This is a genomic window from Morganella sp. TYF_1, from assembly GCF_043105645.1.
Classification (GTDB): Bacteria; Pseudomonadota; Gammaproteobacteria; order Enterobacterales; family Enterobacteriaceae; genus Morganella; species Morganella morganii_B.
Map to the genome: position 1 here is coordinate 223,438 of NZ_JBICLU010000017.1, position 19,014 is coordinate 242,451.

At 52.2% G+C, this 19,014-nt stretch carries 23 protein-coding genes; 17 read left to right on the forward strand and 6 right to left on the reverse strand.

The features are described from left to right. Positions 1–11: 11 nt before the first annotated feature. Together ACF8OF_RS09240 and ACF8OF_RS09245 are read right to left on the reverse strand one after the other, a co-directional pair. Complete coding sequence (locus ACF8OF_RS09240) at positions 12–230, reverse strand: YheU family protein (RefSeq protein WP_004236514.1); 219 nt, start codon at positions 228–230, stop codon at positions 12–14. Beyond that, complete coding sequence (locus ACF8OF_RS09245) at positions 227–1,213, reverse strand: hydrolase (RefSeq protein WP_274371066.1); 987 nt, start codon at positions 1,211–1,213, stop codon at positions 227–229. The genes ACF8OF_RS09240 and ACF8OF_RS09245 overlap by 4 nt, the downstream gene beginning before the upstream one ends. 92 nt (positions 1,214–1,305) lie before the next feature. Here ACF8OF_RS09245 and ACF8OF_RS09250 point away from each other — a divergent pair, with 92 nt between their 5' ends. The 3 genes from ACF8OF_RS09250 to ACF8OF_RS09260 all read left to right on the forward strand — a co-directional run bounded on the left by ACF8OF_RS09250 (position 1,306) and on the right by ACF8OF_RS09260 (position 2,684). Next, positions 1,306–1,908: a LysE family translocator gene (locus ACF8OF_RS09250; protein ID WP_025154788.1), complete on the forward strand. Its 603-nt coding sequence runs from the start codon at positions 1,306–1,308 to the stop codon at positions 1,906–1,908. Between the two features lie 151 nt (positions 1,909–2,059). Beyond that, positions 2,060–2,338: a type II toxin-antitoxin system HicA family toxin gene (locus ACF8OF_RS09255; protein ID WP_262883835.1), complete on the forward strand. Its 279-nt coding sequence runs from the start codon at positions 2,060–2,062 to the stop codon at positions 2,336–2,338. Then, positions 2,331–2,684: a type II toxin-antitoxin system HicB family antitoxin gene (locus ACF8OF_RS09260; RefSeq protein ID WP_262883834.1), complete on the forward strand. Its 354-nt coding sequence runs from the start codon at positions 2,331–2,333 to the stop codon at positions 2,682–2,684. The genes ACF8OF_RS09255 and ACF8OF_RS09260 overlap by 8 nt, the downstream gene beginning before the upstream one ends. A gap of 70 nt (positions 2,685–2,754) precedes the next feature. On the opposite strand, the gene murP is transcribed toward ACF8OF_RS09260, so the two are convergent. Both murP and murQ read right to left on the reverse strand, forming a co-directional pair. Next, on the reverse strand, positions 2,755–4,200 hold the full coding sequence (murP, locus tag ACF8OF_RS09265) for a PTS N-acetylmuramic acid transporter subunit IIBC (protein ID WP_262862836.1): 1,446 nt from the start codon (positions 4,198–4,200) through the stop codon (positions 2,755–2,757). 15 nt (positions 4,201–4,215) lie between these two features. Next, positions 4,216–5,127 carry an N-acetylmuramic acid 6-phosphate etherase gene (gene murQ / locus ACF8OF_RS09270; RefSeq protein ID WP_279799453.1) on the reverse strand — a complete coding sequence of 304 codons (912 nt, stop codon included), beginning with the start codon at positions 5,125–5,127 and terminating at the stop codon, positions 4,216–4,218. Positions 5,128–5,389: 262 nt separating this feature from the next. Between murQ and ACF8OF_RS09275 the strand changes: the two genes are divergently transcribed. Further along, a complete protein-coding gene (locus ACF8OF_RS09275) occupies positions 5,390–6,250 on the forward strand; it encodes an SIS domain-containing protein (RefSeq protein ID WP_392496410.1) in 861 nt (286 codons plus the stop codon). 36 nt (positions 6,251–6,286) lie between these two features. Here ACF8OF_RS09275 and ACF8OF_RS09280 read toward each other — a convergent pair whose 3' ends face one another. After that, on the reverse strand, positions 6,287–8,215 hold the full coding sequence (locus ACF8OF_RS09280) for an ABC transporter ATP-binding protein (RefSeq protein WP_004236508.1): 1,929 nt from the start codon (positions 8,213–8,215) through the stop codon (positions 6,287–6,289). A 148-nt stretch (positions 8,216–8,363) separates the two neighbouring features. On the opposite strand from ACF8OF_RS09280, the gene kefG reads away from it, so the two are divergent. From kefG to slyD, 4 genes are all read left to right on the forward strand, one after another. Then, the gene (kefG, locus tag ACF8OF_RS09285) at positions 8,364–8,930 is read left to right on the forward strand and encodes a glutathione-regulated potassium-efflux system ancillary protein KefG (RefSeq protein WP_262861612.1); all 567 of its coding nucleotides are present in this window, start codon (positions 8,364–8,366) and stop codon (positions 8,928–8,930) included. Continuing rightward, positions 8,917–10,770 (forward strand): glutathione-regulated potassium-efflux system protein KefB, encoded by a 1,854-nt coding sequence (kefB, locus tag ACF8OF_RS09290; protein WP_392496412.1) that lies wholly within the window; start codon positions 8,917–8,919, stop codon positions 10,768–10,770. Before kefG ends, kefB begins: the two co-directional genes overlap by 14 nt. Beyond that, entirely contained in the window at positions 10,767–10,970 is a 204-nt protein-coding gene (locus ACF8OF_RS09295) for a YheV family putative zinc ribbon protein (protein ID WP_025154795.1), read from the forward strand. Before kefB ends, ACF8OF_RS09295 begins: the two co-directional genes overlap by 4 nt. A gap of 125 nt (positions 10,971–11,095) precedes the next feature. Continuing rightward, positions 11,096–11,731, forward strand: coding sequence for a peptidylprolyl isomerase (gene slyD / locus ACF8OF_RS09300; protein WP_262861614.1), 636 nt, complete (start codon positions 11,096–11,098; stop codon positions 11,729–11,731). Between the two features lie 70 nt (positions 11,732–11,801). Here slyD and ACF8OF_RS09305 read toward each other — a convergent pair whose 3' ends face one another. Next, positions 11,802–12,020, reverse strand: a complete 219-nt coding sequence (locus ACF8OF_RS09305) for a SlyX family protein (RefSeq protein ID WP_004240722.1) — start codon at positions 12,018–12,020, stop codon at positions 11,802–11,804. 243 nt (positions 12,021–12,263) lie between these two features. Here ACF8OF_RS09305 and fkpA point away from each other — a divergent pair, with 243 nt between their 5' ends. The 9 genes from fkpA to ACF8OF_RS09350 all read left to right on the forward strand — a co-directional run. Next, complete coding sequence (gene fkpA / locus ACF8OF_RS09310) at positions 12,264–13,022, forward strand: FKBP-type peptidyl-prolyl cis-trans isomerase (RefSeq protein ID WP_004240721.1); 759 nt, start codon at positions 12,264–12,266, stop codon at positions 13,020–13,022. 340 nt (positions 13,023–13,362) lie between these two features. Next, entirely contained in the window at positions 13,363–14,064 is a 702-nt protein-coding gene (locus tag ACF8OF_RS09315; protein ID WP_025154798.1) for a transcriptional regulator, read from the forward strand. Between the two features lie 14 nt (positions 14,065–14,078). After that, a complete protein-coding gene (gene tusD / locus ACF8OF_RS09320; protein WP_262861615.1) occupies positions 14,079–14,474 on the forward strand; it encodes a sulfurtransferase complex subunit TusD in 396 nt (131 codons plus the stop codon). 9 nt (positions 14,475–14,483) lie between these two features. Then, positions 14,484–14,843 (forward strand): sulfurtransferase complex subunit TusC, encoded by a 360-nt coding sequence (gene tusC, locus ACF8OF_RS09325; protein ID WP_025154800.1) that lies wholly within the window; start codon positions 14,484–14,486, stop codon positions 14,841–14,843. Between the two features lie 19 nt (positions 14,844–14,862). Further along, entirely contained in the window at positions 14,863–15,153 is a 291-nt protein-coding gene (gene tusB / locus ACF8OF_RS09330) for a sulfurtransferase complex subunit TusB (RefSeq protein WP_025154801.1), read from the forward strand. 132 nt (positions 15,154–15,285) lie between these two features. Continuing rightward, positions 15,286–15,660 (forward strand): 30S ribosomal protein S12, encoded by a 375-nt coding sequence (gene rpsL, locus ACF8OF_RS09335; RefSeq protein ID WP_004236497.1) that lies wholly within the window; start codon positions 15,286–15,288, stop codon positions 15,658–15,660. A 96-nt stretch (positions 15,661–15,756) separates the two neighbouring features. Beyond that, entirely contained in the window at positions 15,757–16,227 is a 471-nt protein-coding gene (gene rpsG / locus ACF8OF_RS09340; RefSeq protein ID WP_025154802.1) for a 30S ribosomal protein S7, read from the forward strand. 80 nt (positions 16,228–16,307) lie between these two features. Continuing rightward, positions 16,308–18,434, forward strand: coding sequence for an elongation factor G (fusA, locus tag ACF8OF_RS09345; RefSeq protein WP_262861617.1), 2,127 nt, complete (start codon positions 16,308–16,310; stop codon positions 18,432–18,434). A 77-nt stretch (positions 18,435–18,511) separates the two neighbouring features. Further along, positions 18,512–19,014, forward strand: a 503-nt coding sequence (locus ACF8OF_RS09350) for a GTP-binding protein (protein ID WP_072872526.1), incomplete at its 3' end; no start/stop codon positions are given.

A 19,014-nucleotide genomic window follows, 5' to 3' on the forward strand; every position in this document is an offset into this window, starting at 1 on the left:
CTCCGGCTGAATCAGCCGCGGAATTGTGCCGACGGCATGATGTTGAGTGTTTCGTGTAATTCCGACCAGACAATCACAATGTCGCCGTTTTTGAGTTGCGTGTAAAGATCCGCTACTTTATCACTGAGTGATTTTTCATGTTCGCCGTAGTCAGTACCTTCACGCAGCACCACACTTTCCAGGATACTTTCCAGTGTTTCCGGCGCGATATCCTGCCAGGGAATAATCATGGTGTCTCCTTTGCGGCCAGATGCGGTGCAAGCCATTCCGGAATGCGCTCCTCCAGCCATAAACGCGGACGGCGCCAGCTGCCGGTCACAAAACCGACATGGCCGCCGTGCTCGGTCATCTGATATTCCACACACGGGGGTAATTGTGACAGATCCGGCACCACTTCCTGTGCCATAAAGGGATCATCTTTGGCGTGGATGATCAGCATCGGCTTACGTACAGCCGGGAGTTTCGGCAGCGCGCTGCACCGGCGGTAGTAATCCGAGGCATCACGGAAACCGTGGATCCGTGAGGTGATAATGTCATCAAATTCGCGGATACGTTTAATCGCACGGATATGCAGCAGGTTTGTCGGCAGTGAATTCGGGTAGCGCACCAGTTTGCGGGTGGCATTACGTTTCAGCCCTTTCAGCAGATACCACTGATAAAAACGGGAAAAGCCCTTTTCCATTTTGAAGGAGCAGGGTTCCAGCATCAGCGGGGCAGAAACCACAATGCCGGCATCCACCGCCGCATTTTCACCTTCTTCGGCGAGATAACAGGCCAGCATATTACCGCCGAGTGAATAACCGACCGCACCGGTCGGCACTTTGCCGTAGGTATCCTGCAGCCACTTCAGCAGATAACGGGCATCACCGGTTTCCCCGGAGTGGTAAATCCGTTTTGATCGGTTCGGCTCGCCGCTGCAGCCGCGAAAATGCATGACAACGCCAAGCCAGCCCTGACGGGCAGCCGCAGCCAGAATACCGTGCGCATACGGGCTGCGGAAACTGCCTTCCAGCCCGTGAAAGATGACCAGACGTGGTTTATGGCGCGCGGTATCCGGGTCTTCGCTCCATGCAAGATCAATAAAATCATTATCCGGCAGCGTCAGGCGCTGCCAGAATGGTTTTATCATTGGTTTCCGGCGGAAAATCCGGGGCAGCAGCGTTTGCAGGTGCGGATTTGTTGCCCAGGAAATCGGTTGAAAATGACTAGACATAGTTAGATTCGTAATGAAAAAACATCTCTTGTTTAATGAAAAACATGCTGGTAATTTCCGGTAAAGAAAATGACCATGTTGCCGGATGACTCATGACTGCACACCTTCTTATCTCGCTTTCTGTTTTTATGTTTATCGCGGCAGTCACGCCCGGACCGAATAATCTGTTACTGACCGCCTCCGGTGCGCAGTACGGTTTCCGCCGCACACTGGTGCTGATGGCCGGTATTATGCTCGGTATGCAGACAGTATTATACCTTTCCGCCTTTGGTGTTGCGGCTATTTTACTGATTTATCCCAAATTGCATACTGCTATGAAAATTGCCGGCAGTCTTTACCTTCTGTGGCTTGCCAAAAAACTGGCCACCGCGCCGTATCAGCCTATTGATGAACCGCAGGTCAGCAAGGCCGTTACCTGGTATCAGGGGGCGCTGCTGCAGTTTATCAACCCCAAGGCCTGGCTGATGGGACTCGGGGCGGTCGGCAGTTACAGCCTGAGCGGTGATGCCTATATGCTGTCTGTCGGGGTGATGAGTATCGTGATGGTCTCAGTGAACCTGGTTGCCGGGTTTATCTGGATCGGATTCGGTGCCTTTATCGGCCGTTTTCTGCGCAGCCGCAATGCCTGGTTCACCTTCAATATTGTGATGGGGTTACTCACCGCCGCCTGTGTGCCGCTCATCTGGCTTGAATAGCCGACATAATATAACCTGCGGAACAAAAACAGAAGCTGAATGAAAAATGGCTCACAATAATCTGCCTCACTATTCTATGTGATATCATGAGTTGACGTCATATTCTTCCTGCATAAAGTGATATCATTAAATGACACCGGCAGGATAAGTAATGATTAAGATCAAAGCGCTGAGTGCCAGGCACCGTAAAACGATGGCAGATATACTGACAACACCACCAAAGTCAGGAATAAAATGGGATGATGTCAGCAGCCTGATCGGTAATCTTGGCGGTAAAGTTAAAAATGGAAACGGCTCCCGCCGGAGGTTTGTTTTGATGAGGTCTGTGTACCTGACTCATCAGCCTCATCCCGGAAATGTGATGGACAAAGGGGCGGTGGCGGGTCTGAAAGAGTGGTTTGAGAATAATATTGGGGTGGAACATGATTAAGAGCACAAATATCATGACTATCGAAGGTCACCCTGCATCCGTAACTTATGAGGATGAAATTAAGGCATTCCGTGGTAAGTTTTTGGATGTAAACGGGTATTGCGATTTTGTATCTGACAGCATTGAAGGCCTGAAAAAAGAAGGCGCAGTGTCTCTGGAGGAATTTATACAATCTTGTATTGAAGAAGGCATTGAGCCTTTTAAAGAGACTGATAAGTTAAAGGCCTTTACGCTGCGTTATCCGGGCTGGCTTGAGGCGCGGCTGAATGCTGCAACAACAGCGAATTCAGTCTCAAAAAATCAGTTTATTGTTCAGTTACTGGAGCAGGCACTTATTTCCCGCTGATTTTATCCTGTTTGAATAATCATGAAAAACAGACCGCATTGCGGTCTGTTTTTTTATCGCTATAGCTAAATCAGCTTAAATCCACATTCTTACTGCCGAACAGCAGGGTAAACAGGAATCCGGTCAGATAGGCGACGAGTAACCCGCCGGTATAGACCGCCATCCCCATGAAGATACCGCTGTCGGATGTCATGACCGGAATCGCGATAATCCCCGATGGCCCGAAAACGGTGTTCAGCCCGACCGGATAGCCGAACCAGGCGACAAGTCCGATAAAGAACCCGCCTGCCGCACCGCCGCAACAGGCGGTAATAAACGGCTTCACGCGCGGCAGGGTCACACCGTAGATCAGCGGCTCGCCAATCCCGAGGAAGCCCGGGATAATCGCCCCGCGGATTTGATTACGCAGCACCGAATCTTTTTTCGCGCGGACGTACAGTGCCAGCGCAGCACCGACCTGACCGGCACCCGCCATGGCGAGGATCGGGAACAGAGAGTTAAAACCCTGGGTGCCGACCAGCGCGGTGTACACCGGGATAAAGCCCTGATGGATGCCGAACATCACTGCAATCAGGAACAGACCGGCGAGAACCGCAGCACCGAACGGGTTGGCGTTGAGGTGCATAAACAGCCAGGACATGCCGTCAAACAGCCAGACGCCGATCGGCATAATCACAATAAAGGTCAGTGCGCCCATAATCAGCAGGGTGATGGCGGAGGTCAGAATGATATCCAGGTTTGCCGGGATAAAGCGCCGCACCTGACGTTCCACCCATGCGCCGGTGATGGTGGCGATCAGAATACCGATAATGTTACCGCGCGGGTCAATACCGTGACCAAAGAACGTTTCCATACCGGAGTAGAAACCTTTGGTCGCCTGCGGATCATAACCGAGGATAAACAGCGCCGCGATAATTGCGCCATTGACGCCGGAACCGCCGAAGGCTTTTTGTGCGTTATAGCCGATCAGTATCCCCATAAAGGTAAACAGCCCTTTGCCGAAGACCTTCATGTAGCTCAGCACTTCGACCAGCGTACTGTTCGGGGTCGGATTTCCGGTGACCCAGAGCGATTCAAACAGTGTGGCAAAGCCGAGCAGCAGACCCACGCCGATAAAACCCGGAATAAGCGGGGTAAAAATCGTGGCAAATTTGGCGAGAAAACGCTGTACCGGGTTCGTTTGTTTCTCTTTCAGATGCTGTTTTTGATCGGCGGCAATTTCTTTCAGACTGCGGCTGTCCGGTTCACTGCCGGGAACATAGTCATCGAGATGTTTCTGCATCAGTTCTGCGGCGGTTTGTGCTTTGCCCGGCCCCAGCACAATCTGGAACTGCTCATCACTCTCAATCACACCCAGCACGCCCTCAATTTTTTTGATGGCAATTTTATCCGCCAGCTGTGTATTGTTCAGTGTCAGACGCAGGCGGGTCATACAGTTGCCGCTCTGTGCCACGTTACCCGGACCGCCGATGGCATCCAGAATTTGTATGATGGTTGACTGACTGATTTTGGCCATGGTGATTACCTTGTGTTAGGAGTGCGCCGCGCCGGTCAGCGCGTCACGGATAAACCCCTGATGCTGTGCCAGCAGGGCTTTGGCGTCACCGGCACTCAGCTGTGCCAGGATCATCACGATGGCGGTTTTGCAGTGTCCGCCACAGGCGGTAAGGGCCTGTTCTGCGGTCGCTCTGTCACATTCCGTTGCGGCCATCACAATACGTTTCTGCCGCTCAACCAGTTTGGCGTTGGTTGCTTCCACATCTGCCATCAGGTTGCCGTACACTTTCCCGGAGCGGATCATGGCACCGGTGGTGATCATATTGAGTATCAGTTTCTGGGCGGTGCCGGCTTTCATACGGGAGGAACCGGTAATGACTTCCGGGCCGACCACCGGTGTGATGGCGATACCGGCGAGGCGGCTCATTTCACTGTCCGGGTTACAGCTGATGGCGGCAACTGTTGCGCCGAGCGACAGCCCGTATTCCATGCCACCCAGCACATAAGGGGTACGACCGCTGGCGGCGATCCCGACCAGGACATCGTTCTTACTGAAATTCAGCGCTTTCAGATCACTCACCGCCAGTTCGCGGTTATCTTCCGCATTTTCAACAGCTTTCAGAATAGCTTTGTGACCACCGGCAATCAGACCGACCACCTGCTCTGCCGGGGTGCCGAAGGTCGGCGGGCATTCACTGGCATCCAGTATCCCGAGGCGACCGGAAGTCCCCGCGCCCATATAAATCAGGCGTCCGTCCAGACGGAATGCCTGTGCCACCGCATCCACCACCTGTGCCACCTGCGGCAGGGTTTTTTCCACGGCAAGGGCTACGGTCTGGTCTTCGCGGTTAATCACCCGCAGCATATCTAATGTCGGCAGGCTGTCGATATCCGCGCTGGCCGGGTTGCGGCTCTCGGTAATCATAGAGGTTAAGTCAATCTTCATGCGTGATCCTTTGTATAAGATATAATCGCATGCTAAAGAATTAAATATTCTTTTTGTGTGAGAATTATCACAGAGCAATCTATTCAACTATGATGCTATAGCAGGAATAGTTTCATTTCCCCCATCATTTTATTTTTTATATTTGGTTGAATATAAATATATTTTTTATTAATAAGATACGTTATTTATCAGGAATAATTCGTCGTTTTTGTTAAAATAATTTATTCCTTTTTTATTCTCTGCAGAAGGAAAACAGACACACATGGCGATCCTGACAAAAATCAGCTGGGTAAAAGCAGAGCTGGCGACCAATCAGCAGCATATTGCCGATTTCATTCTGGCGCAGCCGGAAGAAACCGTCACACTTTCTTCTCAGGTACTGGCGGAGCGGGTGGGTGTGAGTCAGTCCGCTATAGTGAAGTTTAGTCAGAAACTGGGATTTAAGGGATTTCCGGCACTGAAAGTCGCTATCAGCGAAGAGATTGGCCGCAACCGGGTGCTGGCAGCTAATCAGCAGCAAGCGCTGCATAACCGGATTGAAGCACATGATCCGCTGTTGGTGATCGCACAGAAACTGGCACAGGAAAAGCAGCATTCCATTACGGAAACCACCCGGCGGCTCGATTTTGAACAGATGGCAGAGATTGTTGCCTGTCTGGATCATGCCCGTTGTATTCAGGTTGCCGGCATCGGCGGCTCCGGGCTGACGGCGAAAGACCTGGCCTATAAGCTCCAGAAAATCGGGCTGATGACACTGGCAGAAGCCGACCACCATATCCAGATCGCTTTTTCCCAGACGCTGACCGAAAAGGATGTGCTGGTGGTATTGTCATTCAGCGGCAAACGCAAGGATATGCTGGTCACCGCCGCCACGGCGAAAAAACAGAATGCCACGCTGATTGCGATTACCGGGAACCGTCAGTCACCGCTGGCAAGAATGGCGGATTATGTGCTGGAAACGGTTGCGGAAGAAAATGAGTGGCGCAGTTCGTCCATTTCCTCGCGGACGGCACAGAATACGGTAACGGATTTGCTGTTTATGGCGCTGTTACAGCGGCGGGAAGAGCAGGCGCGGCAGCTGGTGATCAATGCCCGCACCATGATTAACAGCCTGGACGGCTGATAAGAAAAGAGAGCGGCAATTGCCGCTCTTTATCACTTACTGATTTTCAAATGCCTGTGTCATGGCTTCGAGGTTTTCCTGAATCTCCATCCAGGCCATTTCCGCCTCTTCCAGCTCCGCTTTGAACTGCGCCTGTTCCTGAAGGCAGGTGTTCAGTTCGGCTTTGCGGGACTGATCGTACAGGCCGCTGTCACCGAGTTTTTCCTCAATCACGGCAATAGCGTCCGATAACCGGCTCATGGTTTTTTCCAGTTTCTCCGATTCTTTGCGCAGCGGCTGAGTCTGCTGGCGGAATTCTGCCTCACGGCGTTTCTGCTCTTTGCGATCCTGCGCGGTGACGGTATTTTTTTCCTCACCGTTTTCCGCCGCCGGTTCCGCACTCTGGCGCATCTGTTTCTGGCTGTCTGCCAGCCAGCGCTGATAATCATCCAGATCGCCGTCAAACGGTTCGACCTGACCATCATGCACCAGATACAGATCATCGGTGGTGGATCGCAGCAGGTGACGATCGTGGGAAACCACGACGATCGCGCCCTCGAATTCGATCAGCGCTTCAGTCAGTGCCTGGCGCATATCCAGATCCAGGTGGTTGGTCGGTTCATCGAGCAGCAGCAGGTTCGGGCGCTGCCAGATAATCATCGCCAGTACCAGACGCGCTTTTTCCCCGCCGGAGAAACGACCGGTGTTATCGGTCACCTGATCACCTTTGAAACCATAACCGCCGAGGTAATCGCGCAGCTGTTGTTCGGTCTGATCCGGCGCCAGGCGCACCATATGCTGTAACGGGGATTCATCCGCCCGTAAAAATTCCAGCTGATGCTGGGCGAAGTAACCCAGTTTGATACCTTTGGCGAGACCAATTTTGCCCTGTAACGGCTCCAGTTCACCGGCAAGCATTTTAATCAGGGTGGATTTACCCGCACCGTTACGACCGAGCAGGCCGATACGCGAGCCGGGCACCAGGTTCAGTTTGATATTATCCAGCACCACTTTCTCACCGTACCCGGCGCTGACTTTTTCCATTTTCAGCAGTGGGTTCGGCAGTGCTTCAGGCGGGCGGAAACTGAAACGGAACGGGTTATCCGCCAGTGCCGGGGCAATCAGCTCCATGCGCTCCAGCATTTTCAGACGGCTCTGCGCCTGTTTGGCTTTGGTCGCCTGGGCGCGGAAACGATCGACATATTTCTGCAGATGTGCGCGGCGTAACTGCTGACTTTCATATTGTGCCTGCTGCTGAGCCATTTTCTCGGCACGCTGCACCTCAAAGGAGGAGTAGTTACCGGTGTATTCAAACAGGCCGTTTTGTTCAATGTGCAGGACTTTATCAATGATCGGATCGAGGAAATCGCGGTCATGGGAGATCAGAATCAGGGTGCCGGGATAGCTCTTCAGCCATTTTTCCAGCCAGATCACCGCATCGAGATCCAGGTGGTTGGTCGGTTCATCGAGCAGCAGCAGATCAGAGCGGCAAATCAGTGCCTGTGCCAGGTTCAGGCGCATCCGCCAGCCCCCGGAAAAGGCCCGTACCGGCGTGTCCAGCTGTTCCTGTGAGAATCCCAGCCCGTGCAGCAGTGTGGCGGCGCGGGAACGGATGGTCCAGGCATCGAGGGTATCGAGCTGACCGTGGATCACGGCAATGGCATGACCGTCATTCTGTTCATTCGCCTGCTGTAATTTTGCCTCAAGCTCACGGAATTCGCGGTCACCGTCAATGACATACTCGATCGCCGGTTCATCCAGTGCCGGGGTTTCCTGGTTAACCCAGGCCATGGACCAGTTTCCCGGAAATGACACACTGCCTGCTTCGGCCTGTAATTCGCCTTTGAGCAGTGCCAGCAGCGTGGATTTACCGCAGCCGTTTTTTCCCACCAGTCCGACTTTCTGGCCCGGATTGATGGTGGCCGTTGCGTTGTCGAGCAGAACACGGACGCCGCGGCGAACCTGAAGTGAAGAGAAAACAATCATAAATATCGATAGGGTAAGTAATTGAGAGTAAAATTAATGTAATTCGTGCGTTGTCAGCAGCAAATCACCCGTCAGCAGGCGAGGAGTATCGTTGCAGCGGGCATAGTAGCGAAAATCACAAAGATTCTCACGTTTTTAAGAGGAAGTGATGATAAATAATCCGACCATATTACTGATTTACGTCCATCCGGAACCGCATCACTCCATCGCCAACAAGGCGCTTATCTCTGCGGCGTCGGAACTCGGACATGTGACGGTGCACGACCTGTACGGCACTTATCCGGACTTTTTTATCGATATCCGCCATGAGCAGGAACTGCTGCGGCAGCATGACATCATTGTGTTTCAGCACCCGCTGTACACTTACAGCTGCCCCGCGCTGCTGAAAGAGTGGTTTGACCGTGTACTGACCCGTGATTTCTCCGGTGAGCAGGGCGGCAGACAGCTGTCCGGTAAATACTGGCGTCAGGTGATCACCACCGGGGAACCGGCGGAGGCCTACCAGCACGGCGGCTATAACCGTTTTCCGCTCAGTGAATTGCTGAGACCGTTTGAGCTGACGGCGGCGCTGTGTGAAATGCACTGGCTGGCACCGGTGATTCTCTATGCCGCGCGCCGTCAGGGAAAAGCGATGCTGCATGAACAGGCGCAGGCGTATTGTGACTGGCTGCGGGCACCGCAACTGACCGGAGGGCGTAAAAATGGAGCCAGCTGACGGCAACCTGCTGCATGCAGGTATTGTGTTTCTCGCGGCAGCCGTGGTGATGGTGCCGGTGGCGCAGCGGCTGCGTATCGGTGCGGTACTGGGGTATTTGCTGGCGGGAATTGCTATCGGCCCGTGGGGGCTGGGGTTTATCAAAAACGTCAATGAATTGCTGCACTTCTCCGAGCTTGGTGTGGTGTTCCTGATGTTTCTGATCGGGCTGGAGCTGAATCCGCGTGAACTGTGGAAACTGCGGCGATCTATTTTCGGCACCGGTACCGCGCAGGTGGTGTTCTCCGCCCTGATCCTCGGGGTGCTGCTCTGGCTGACGGATTTTTCCTGGCAGGCGGCGGTGGTCGGCGGGCTGGGAATGGCGATGTCTTCCACGGCGATGGCGTTACAGCTGATGGATGAAAAGGGCATGACCAACAACGACAGTGGTCAGATGGGATTCTCTGTGCTGTTGTTCCAGGATATGGCAGTGATCCCGATTCTTGCTGTGATCCCTCTGCTGGGCGGGGAAACGGCGGGCAGTGACTGGTATCGTATCGGTATCAAAATTCTGGCCTTCGCCGGACTGCTGATCGGCGGGCGCTACCTGCTGCGGCCGCTGTTCCGGTTGGTGGTGAAATCCGGGGTCAGTGAAGTCTTTACTGCCGCCTCGCTGCTGGTGGTGATCGGCTCAGCGGTGTTTATGGAGCAGCTCGGGTTTTCTATGGCGCTCGGGACATTTATCGCGGGTGTCATGCTGGCGGATACGGAATACCGCCATGAGCTGGAGATCACCATTGAGCCGTTTAAAGGGCTGCTGCTGGGGATGTTCTTCATTTCTGTCGGTATGTCGCTGAATATCGGTGTGCTGTGGCAGTATCTGCCGCAAATTCTGCTGGGTGTGATTGTGCTGGTGAGTGTCAAAATGACGGTGCTGTATCTGCTGGCATATCTGGCCTGCCGCCGCAGCGGGCGCTTGCAGTTTGCCGGGGTGCTCAGTCAGGGCGGGGAATTTGCGTTCGTGCTGTTCTCGGCAGCGCTGGCCAGCCGTGTGATTACGGATCATCAGATGGCGCTGCTGCTGGTGGTGGTCACCCTTTCCATGATGACCACGCCGCTGCTGATGCAGGGCATCGATATGATTCTGGCGCGCCGTTACAATAATGCCGAACCGGGAACAGGTGAAACCCCGTTTGTGGAGGATAACCACCCGCATGTCATTCTGGTCGGTTTCGGACGGATGGGGCAGGTCATCGGCCGTCTGCTGATGGCGAACAAAATTCATCCGACGGTACTGGAAAAAGATGTCAGCGCGGTCAGTGCCATGCGCCGTTACGGCTATAAGGTTTATTACGGGGATGCGACCGGACTCGCATTGTTGCGCTCTGCCGGGGCAGAGACGGCAAAGGTGATTGTCATTACCTGTGATAAGCCGGAAGATACCATGACAATCGTGCAGTTGTGTCAGGAGCACTTCCCGCACCTGCAGATTATTGCCCGCGCCCGGGGACGGGTGGAGGCACACGAGCTGCTTACGCACGGGGTAACACAGTTCAGCCGCGAAACCTTCTCGTCGGCACTGGAACTGGCGCGTAAAACCCTGATCGGGCTGGGTACGCATCCGGCAGAAGCGCACCGGGCGCAGCAATTATTCCGCAGGCTGGATATGCAGCTGCTGCGTGAGCTTATCCCGCAGGCGGAAGAGGAGATCTCGCATATCTCCCGGGTGAAAGAAGCGCGGCGTGAGCTGGAAAATCTGTTTGATAATGAAATGAAACGGGAAAAACATCAGCCGGACAGCTGGAACCTGACGGAAGATTCACCGGGCAGCGGACGGACAGAGACAGGAGCTGAAAAATGAGCAACCGGAAACGGTTTATTGCAGGCGCGGTATGCCCTGAGTGTCAGGCACAGGACACCCTCGCCATGTGGCGTGAGGATAATGTGGACGTGGTGCAGTGTGTGCAGTGCGGTCATCTTGAGCGCCGGGCGGATGCGCATGCGGAGCAGCATGTGCGCAAAGATGAACAGGTGATTGGTATCTTCAGACCGGGGGAATAACAGGCTGCTGCTTTTCACAGAGAATTTGGGGGAATTTGTCCCAAAACAGATACAGTGGCTGTAAATTCCGTTACAATCGGCGCGTTAATTAAAATCTTATCCCCCGCGGATGTGTAGGAGATACCATGAAAGTAGCAAAAGACCTGGTAGTGAGCCTGGCTTATCAGGTAAGAACAGAAGACGGTGTATTAGTTGATGAGTCTCCGGCAAGTGCTCCGTTAGACTATCTGCACGGTCGCGGCGCGCTGATCAGCGGGCTGGAAAGTGCACTGGACGGCCGTGTTGCCGGTGATGTGTTCGACGTTGATGTCGGCGCAAACGACGCCTACGGTCAGTATGACGAAAACCTGGTTCAGCGCGTACCGAAAGACGTTTTCGTCGGTGTTGATGAGCTGGAAGTCGGTATGCGTTTCCTGGCAGACACCGATATGGGCCCTGTACCGGTTGAAATCACCGGTATCGAAGGTGACGAAGTGATCGTTGACGGCAACCATATGCTGGCTGGTCAGAACCTGAAATTCCACGTCGAAGTTATCGGTGTGCGTGAAGCAACAGCAGAAGAGCTGGAGCATGGTCACGTTCACGGAGAAGAAGGCGGCTGCTGCGGTGGTCACGACCACGGCGAAGAAGGCGGTTGCTGCGGCGGCGGTCATGGTCACGATCACGACCATGGTCACGAACATGGTGAAGGCGGCTGCTGCGGCGGTGGCGGTCACGGTAAAGGTAAAGGCCACGGTAACGGCGGCTGCGGTTGTCACTGATAACCCGCGTCTGAACCGGACAAAAAAAGCGCATACCTGACGGATGCGCTTTTTTTATGTCCGCTGTTTATCAGTAGTGCGGTGGCGGCACTTCTTCAGACAACGGTGCCACATTTGAGCCCGGAGTGGCTTTCAGGCGCTCGGTCAGCAGGCGGAGCCTTTCATTCAGCCGGGTGATATCCATCTGCTGCTGTGTTACCACCTGATTGAGTTCCTCAATGGTCAGGTCCTGAAAGGCGGTTTTGCTTTCCAGTTGTTCGAGGCGTTGTTCAAGTTCCAAAAGGTCCATCGTTTTCTCCTGTCTGAGACGGTGATTCCTGTGTAAAAGTATGTAATATTCCTGTGAAATACACTTAGTGTGAGAGGATATCTTTTATTGGGGGGTTACTATGAAACCTCTTTTTGCTAAGGTTGTCTCAGCATCACAAAACCGTGACATTATGATGTCGCCCGGTGACGGCTGCAAGGACTCTCTGACGTGATCTGCTGTGCGGTACGTCCTGTAACTGTTGCAAAATTTATGGAGAAAAGGATGAAATCACTGTTTAAAGCGACTGTTGTCGCAACCTCGCTGGCAATGACATTAGGTATGTCACAGGCTTATGCGGATACCGCGCCGAAAAAAGAAGAAGTGAAACTGAACAGCGCATTTAAAACCGCAAGTCAGCAGAATGCTTATGCGCTGGGTGCGTCACTGGGCCGTTACATGGAAAATGCCCTGAATGAGCAGAAATCCATTGGTCTGGATCTGGATCGCGATCAGATGATGGCAGGCGTTCAGGATGCATTCAATAACAAAAGCAAACTGAGTGATGAAGAGATCAACCAGACGCTGCGCGGCTTTGAAGAGCAGGTGAAAGGTGCCGCTCAGGAAAAAATGGCACGCGAAGCGACTGAAAACAAGGCAGCCGGTGACAAATACCGTGCGGCATTCGCCAAAGAAAAAGGCGTTGAAAAAACTAAGAGCGGTGTGCTCTACAAATCTGAGAAAGACGGTAACGGCGCATCTCCGAAAGAGACTGACACCGTTGTTGTTCACTATAAAGGTGCATTAATCGACGGTACCCAGTTTGACAGCTCTTACGACCGTAACGAGCCGCTGACTATCCGTCTGGACAGCGTAATCAAAGGCTGGACCGAAGGTCTGAAGCAGATGAAGAAAGGCGGTAAAGCCAAGCTGGTCATTCCGCCGGAAGCTGCTTACGGCACCGACGGTGTTCCGGGGATCCCTGCCAACTCCACTCTGGTCTTTGATGTCGAGTTACTGGATATCAAACCTGCGGCCAAATAAGCCCTGCTGATACCGGAAACTGACAAAACCCGCGCCCTGTTGTGCGGGTTTTTGTTTCCGCCACGGTCAGGATTATGAAAAATTTGCAAAACATCCGTGTTTTTTTGTATTTTTTACCAGAATTTGATCACCTCAGGCGCAAAACGGCCTGTTTTTCGCTATAACTTAACATGCGGGTACCTGCACAGAACCGGAAGCCCGTCATTTGCTGCTTTCCTGCACCCGGGAAATCCGGGTATATAATTGACAGATGATGACAGGGTAATCCTCCTCCTGCAGTGAAAGATTACAGATGAGTAAAACCAACGACGTTCACACGTTACAAAGAGTGGTGTATTAAATGTCTAACCCAGTATTATTTAATGACAATGATTCGGATTACATTGTAAATCATCCGTTTACTGAAACGGATTATGAGATCCTGAAATCCTATGAGGCGGCTGTTGATGGCCTGGCGCTGCTCATCGGTGAGCACTGTGAAATCGTTCTCCACTCACTGGAAGACCTGAAGCGCTCAGCGGTGAAGATCGCAAACGGTCACCATACCGGCCGTAAAATCGGTTCGCCGATCACTGACCTCGCGCTGCGTATGCTGCACGACATTACCGATGAAGACTGCAGCACCTCGAAAGCCTATTTCACGCGGGCGAAAACCGGGGCACTGATGAAATCGCTGACGATTGCTATCCGCAATAAATCACGGCGTATTATCGGGCTGCTGTGTATTAACATGAACCTGGATGTGCCGTTCTCCCAGGTCGTTCAGACGTTTATCCCGAAAGAGCTGGCGGAAGAAACCTCCAATGTGAACTTTGCCTCTTCCGTTGAGGACCTGGTGGCACAGACGCTGGAACAGACGATTGAAGAAGTCAATGCCGACCGCAACGTGGCAAACAACGCGAAGAACAAACAGGTGGTACTGAACCTGTATGAGAAAGGGATATTTGATATCAAAGATGCCATCAACCTTGTGGCGGTGCGTCTGAATATCTCTAAACACACGGTCTATCTCTACATCCGCCAGTTTAAAAACGGCGAGTAAGGCAGCACGGAGCAATGACACCGTTATCTTACTGCCTGCTGGTTACCGGCCCGGCTTACGGCACACAGCGTGCCGGCAGCGCGTTGCTGTTTGCACAGCATGTGATTGCAGCCGGACACCGGATTCAGTGTGTGTTTTTTTACCGCGAAGGGGTCAGCAACGCCAATGTGCTGACATCACCGGCCGGGGACGAAACCGACATGGTGCGTCAGTGGCAGCAGCTTGCCCGCGATAACGGTATTCAGCTGGCAGTCTGTGTGGCTGCGGCACTGCGCCGCGGTGTCGCCGATGCCGCGCAGGCAGAATCGCTGAAACTGGCGGCGGCCAACCTGGCGGACGGCTTTTCCCTCAGCGGCCTGGGCACGCTGGCGGAAGCCATGATGACCTGTGATCGTGTCATCCAGTTTTAGGGAGATCCGGTGAAACGTATCGCATTTGTTTTCAGAAGTGCACCTCACGGCAGCAGCAGCGGCCGGGAAGGGCTGGATGCACTGCTGGCAACCAGTAATTATACAGAAGAGGTTGCGGCCTTTTTTGTGTCTGACGGGGTGCTGCAGTTATTACCGGAGCAGACGCCGGCCAAAATTCTCGCCCGTGATTATATCGCCACCTTCAAAGTCCTGCCGCTGTACGATATTGAAGAGTGCTACTGCTGTGCGGAGGATATGGCTGCGCGCGGGTTATCCCCGGAGACGCCGTATATCCTGCCGGTCACCTGCCTGAGTGCGGCGGAACTGGCCCGGAAACTGGCGGCATTTGACGCCGTGGTGTCATTTTGATCTACTTACGGTGAGCAAGATGCTATATACTGTCAGCCAATCGCCATTTCGTACTGATATCCAATCATTACTGAATCTGTTATCCCCTGAGGATGACATCCTTTTTACCGAAGATGGCGTAATCGCAGCAACGGAAGGTAACCCGTTGTTGCAGGCGCTTATTCAGTCGGGTCATATTCCCTGTGTGTTGCGGGAGGATGCCGAAGCACGCGGTTTATTACCGTTCCTTTCGGGCAAAGTGAGAATCACAGACTATACTGGTTTTGTGGCGCTCACGGTCACACACACGCAACATTTTGCGTGGGAATAGCAAATATCATTGTATATTTCTTGACACCCTGTTGCGTCAGCAATAAAATTTCGCGTCCTCGTGTTTTGTCTTTGACAGATACGAGGCACAAATCCGTGTTTACGAAGCAAAAAACCAGGAGCTTTTTTTATAATGGCAACGATTAATCAGCTGGTTCGCAAATCCCGTAGCTCGAAAGTTGTGAAAAGCAACGTTCCTGCACTGGAAGCCTGCCCGCAAAAACGTGGCGTATGTACCCGTGTATATACCACCACACCTAAAAAACCTAACTCAGCACTGCGTAAAGTATGCCGTGTACGTTTAACCAACGGTTTTGAAGTTTCTTCATACATCGGTGGTGAAGGTCATAACCTGCAGGAACACAGCGTGATCCTGATCCGCGGTGGTCGTGTTAAAGACTTACCGGGTGTTCGCTACCACACTGTTCGCGGCGCACTGGACTGTTCCGGTGTTAAAGACCGTAAACAAGCTCGTTCTAAGTACGGTGTGAAGAAGCCAAAAGCTTAATGGTTCTCCGTTAAGTAAGGCCAAACATTTATCGCATTAATGTCAAATAAACTCATTGAGTTTTGGACAACCCTGAATTAACAACGGAGTATTTCCATGCCACGTCGTCGTGTAATTGGTCAACGTAAAATTCTGCCAGATCCTAAGTTCGGATCAGAGCTGCTGGCCAAATTTGTTAATATCCTGATGGTAGACGGTAAAAAATCTACCGCAGAATCAATCGTATATACCGCGCTTGAGACCCTGGCTCAGCGTTCAGGTAAAGATCACCTGGAAGCATTCGAAATCGCACTGGATAACGTGCGCCCGACTGTCGAAGTTAAGTCCCGCCGCGTTGGTGGTTCTACTTACCAGGTGCCGGTTGAAGTTCGTCCGGTCCGCCGCAATGCATTAGCAATGCGCTGGATCGTTGAAGCTGCCCGTAAACGCGGTGATAAGTCCATGGCTCTGCGCCTGGCAAATGAATTATCCGATGCAGCTGAAAACAAAGGCACTGCCGTTAAGAAACGTGAAGACGTTCACCGTATGGCAGAAGCTAACAAGGCGTTCGCACACTACCGTTGGTAATCAAACCGTAGTGAATTGTGTATAGGGTAGCCGTAAGGCTGCCCGACCAAATTAAACGAACGTCCAAGAGAGAGGAAAAAATGGCTCGTCAAACACCCATTTCACGTTACCGTAATATCGGTATCAGTGCACATATCGACGCCGGTAAAACCACCACAACAGAACGTATTCTGTTCTATACAGGTGTGAACCATAAAATTGGTGAGACCCACGAAGGTTCAGCAACGATGGACTGGATGGAGCAGGAACAAGAGCGTGGTATTACTATCACCTCCGCAGCAACCACTGCGTTCTGGTCCGGTATGGGTAAACAATTTGAACCACACCGCATCAACATCATCGACACCCCGGGGCACGTTGACTTCACAATCGAAGTAGAACGTTCCATGCGTGTTCTTGATGGTGCTGTCATGGTTTACTGTGCCGTTGGTGGTGTTCAGCCACAGTCTGAAACCGTATGGCGCCAGGCAAACAAATATCATGTACCTCGTATCGCGTTCGTTAACAAAATGGACCGTATGGGTGCAAACTTCCTGAAAGTTGTTGACCAGATTAAAACCCGTCTGGCTGCAACTCCGGTTCCTCTTCAGTTAGCTATCGGCGCTGAAGAGTCATTCACCGGTGTTGTTGACCTGGTCAAAATGAAAGCGATTCAGTGGAGTGAAGAAGACCAGGGCGTTACCTTCGTCTACGAAGATATCCCGGCGGACATGCAGGAATTAGCTGACGAATGGCACCAGAATCTGGTTGAAGCCGCAGCTGAAGCCTCTGAAGAGCTGATGGAAAAATATCTCGGCGGTGAAGAACTGACTGAAGCTGAAATTAAAACAGCATTACGTCAGCGCGTACTGGCGAATGAAATTATCCTGGTAACCTGTGGTTCTGCATTTAAGAACAAAGGTGTTCAGGCGATGCTGGATGCGGTTGTTGAGTACCTGCCATCTCCGACAGAAGTTCCTGCTATTAAAGGTATTCTGGACGACGGTAAAGATACTCCGGCTGAGCGTAAATCTTCTGACGAAGAGCCGTTTGCATCTCTGGCATTTAAAATTGCAACCGACCCGTTTGTGGGTAACCTGACGTTCTTCCGCGTATACTCTGGTGTTGTTAACTCCGGTGATACCGTACTGAACCCGGTTAAATCCAAGAAAGAGCGTTTCGGTCGTATCGTTCAGATGCACGCTAACAAACGTGAAGAGATTAAAGAAGTTCGCGCTGGTGACATCGCGGCTGCTATCGGCCTGAAAGACGTCACTACAGGTGATACTCTGTGTGCGATTGAAGCACCAATCATTCTGGAGCGTATGGAATTCCCTGAGCCGGTAATCTCTGTTGCAATCGAGCCGAAAACCAAAGCTGACCAGGAAAAAATGGGTATCGCACTGGGCCGTCTGGCACAGGAAGATCCATCATTCCGCGTATCAAGTGATGAAGAGACTAACCAGACTATCATCGCCGGTATGGGTGAATTACACCTGGACGTTCTGGTCGACCGTATGCGTCGTGAGTTCAAAGTTGAAGCGAACGTGGGTAAACCACAGGTTGCTTACCGCGAAGCTATCACCATGAAAGTGGCTGATATCGAAGGTAAACACGCTAAACAGTCCGGTGGTCGTGGTCAGTACGGTCATGTTGTTATCGACATGTATCCGCTGAACAAGAAAGACGCAGATGGCGTCAACATGGAATACGAATTTGTCAACGAAATCAAAGGTGGTGTGATTCCTGGTGAATACATCCCTGCGGTTGACAAAGGTATCCAGGAGCAGCTGAAATCTGGTCCGTTAGCAGGCTACCCTGTTGTTAACATGGGTGTTCGTCTGCACTTCGGTTCATACCATGATGTTGACTCCTCCGAACTGGCGTTTAAACTGGCAGCATCTCTGGCGTTTAAAGACGGCTTCAAAAAAGCGAAACCCGTTCTGCTGGAACCAATCATGAAAGTTGAGGTGGAAACACCGGAAGACTACATGGGTGACGTCATTGGTGACCTGAACCGTCGTCGCGGTATGATCGAAGGTATGGATGACATGCCTACCGGTAAAATCGTCCGTGCGCAAGTGCCACTGTCTGAAATGTTTGGTTATGCAACTGACCTGCGTTCACAGACCCAGGGCCGTGCTTCTTACTCCATGGAATTCCTGAAGTATAATGAAGCGCCAAACAACGTAGCTCAGGCTGTTATTGAAGCTCGTAATGCAAAATAATCGGTAATTTACCGGTTTAACTCGTTAATTTCAGTCCCTTCTCACAGTGAAGAAGGGACTTCATAAGGAATAGAGTCGTGTCTAAAGAAAAATTTGAACGTACGAAACCGCACGTTAACGTTGGTACTATCGGCCACGTTGACCACGGTAAAACTACCCTGACTGCTGCAATCACCACCGTTCTGGCTAAAACTTACGGCGGTAACGCTCGTGCATTCGACCAGATCGATAACGCGCCTGAAGAAAAAGCACGTGGTATCACCATCTCTACTTCTCACGTAGAGTACGATACTCCGACCCGCCACTACGCGCACGTTGACTGCCCGGGGCACGCCGACTACGTTAAAAACATGATCACCGGTGCTGCACAGATGGACGGCGCTATCCTGGTTGTTGCTGCAACTGATGGCCCTATGCCACAGACCCGTGAGCACATCCTGTTAGGTCGTCAGGTTGGCGTTCCTTACATCATCGTATTCCTGAACAAATGTGACATGGTTGATGATGAAGAGCTGCTGGAACTGGTTGAAATGGAAGTTCGTGAACTTCTGTCTCAGTACGATTTCCCTGGCGACGACAC

What these genes read in the sequence shown, in the direction of transcription:
- ACF8OF_RS09240 (WP_004236514.1), bottom strand. Translation starts at nt 230, where the DNA reads ATGATTATTCCCTGGCAGGATATCGCGCCGGAAACACTGGAAAGTATC.
- ACF8OF_RS09245 (WP_274371066.1), bottom strand. Translation starts at nt 1,213, where the DNA reads ATGTCTAGTCATTTTCAACCGATTTCCTGGGCAACAAATCCGCACCTG.
- ACF8OF_RS09250 (WP_025154788.1), top strand. Translation starts at nt 1,306, where the DNA reads ATGACTGCACACCTTCTTATCTCGCTTTCTGTTTTTATGTTTATCGCG.
- ACF8OF_RS09255 (WP_262883835.1), top strand. Translation starts at nt 2,060, where the DNA reads ATGATTAAGATCAAAGCGCTGAGTGCCAGGCACCGTAAAACGATGGCA.
- ACF8OF_RS09260 (WP_262883834.1), top strand. Translation starts at nt 2,331, where the DNA reads ATGATTAAGAGCACAAATATCATGACTATCGAAGGTCACCCTGCATCC.
- murP (WP_262862836.1), bottom strand. Translation starts at nt 4,200, where the DNA reads ATGGCCAAAATCAGTCAGTCAACCATCATACAAATTCTGGATGCCATC.
- murQ (WP_279799453.1), bottom strand. Translation starts at nt 5,127, where the DNA reads ATGAAGATTGACTTAACCTCTATGATTACCGAGAGCCGCAACCCGGCC.
- ACF8OF_RS09275 (WP_392496410.1), top strand. Translation starts at nt 5,390, where the DNA reads ATGGCGATCCTGACAAAAATCAGCTGGGTAAAAGCAGAGCTGGCGACC.
- ACF8OF_RS09280 (WP_004236508.1), bottom strand. Translation starts at nt 8,215, where the DNA reads ATGATTGTTTTCTCTTCACTTCAGGTTCGCCGCGGCGTCCGTGTTCTG.
- kefG (WP_262861612.1), top strand. Translation starts at nt 8,364, where the DNA reads ATGATAAATAATCCGACCATATTACTGATTTACGTCCATCCGGAACCG.
- kefB (WP_392496412.1), top strand. Translation starts at nt 8,917, where the DNA reads ATGGAGCCAGCTGACGGCAACCTGCTGCATGCAGGTATTGTGTTTCTC.
- ACF8OF_RS09295 (WP_025154795.1), top strand. Translation starts at nt 10,767, where the DNA reads ATGAGCAACCGGAAACGGTTTATTGCAGGCGCGGTATGCCCTGAGTGT.
- slyD (WP_262861614.1), top strand. Translation starts at nt 11,096, where the DNA reads ATGAAAGTAGCAAAAGACCTGGTAGTGAGCCTGGCTTATCAGGTAAGA.
- ACF8OF_RS09305 (WP_004240722.1), bottom strand. Translation starts at nt 12,020, where the DNA reads ATGGACCTTTTGGAACTTGAACAACGCCTCGAACAACTGGAAAGCAAA.
- fkpA (WP_004240721.1), top strand. Translation starts at nt 12,264, where the DNA reads ATGAAATCACTGTTTAAAGCGACTGTTGTCGCAACCTCGCTGGCAATG.
- ACF8OF_RS09315 (WP_025154798.1), top strand. Translation starts at nt 13,363, where the DNA reads ATGTCTAACCCAGTATTATTTAATGACAATGATTCGGATTACATTGTA.
- tusD (WP_262861615.1), top strand. Translation starts at nt 14,079, where the DNA reads ATGACACCGTTATCTTACTGCCTGCTGGTTACCGGCCCGGCTTACGGC.
- tusB (WP_025154801.1), top strand. Translation starts at nt 14,863, where the DNA reads ATGCTATATACTGTCAGCCAATCGCCATTTCGTACTGATATCCAATCA.
- rpsL (WP_004236497.1), top strand. Translation starts at nt 15,286, where the DNA reads ATGGCAACGATTAATCAGCTGGTTCGCAAATCCCGTAGCTCGAAAGTT.
- rpsG (WP_025154802.1), top strand. Translation starts at nt 15,757, where the DNA reads ATGCCACGTCGTCGTGTAATTGGTCAACGTAAAATTCTGCCAGATCCT.
- fusA (WP_262861617.1), top strand. Translation starts at nt 16,308, where the DNA reads ATGGCTCGTCAAACACCCATTTCACGTTACCGTAATATCGGTATCAGT.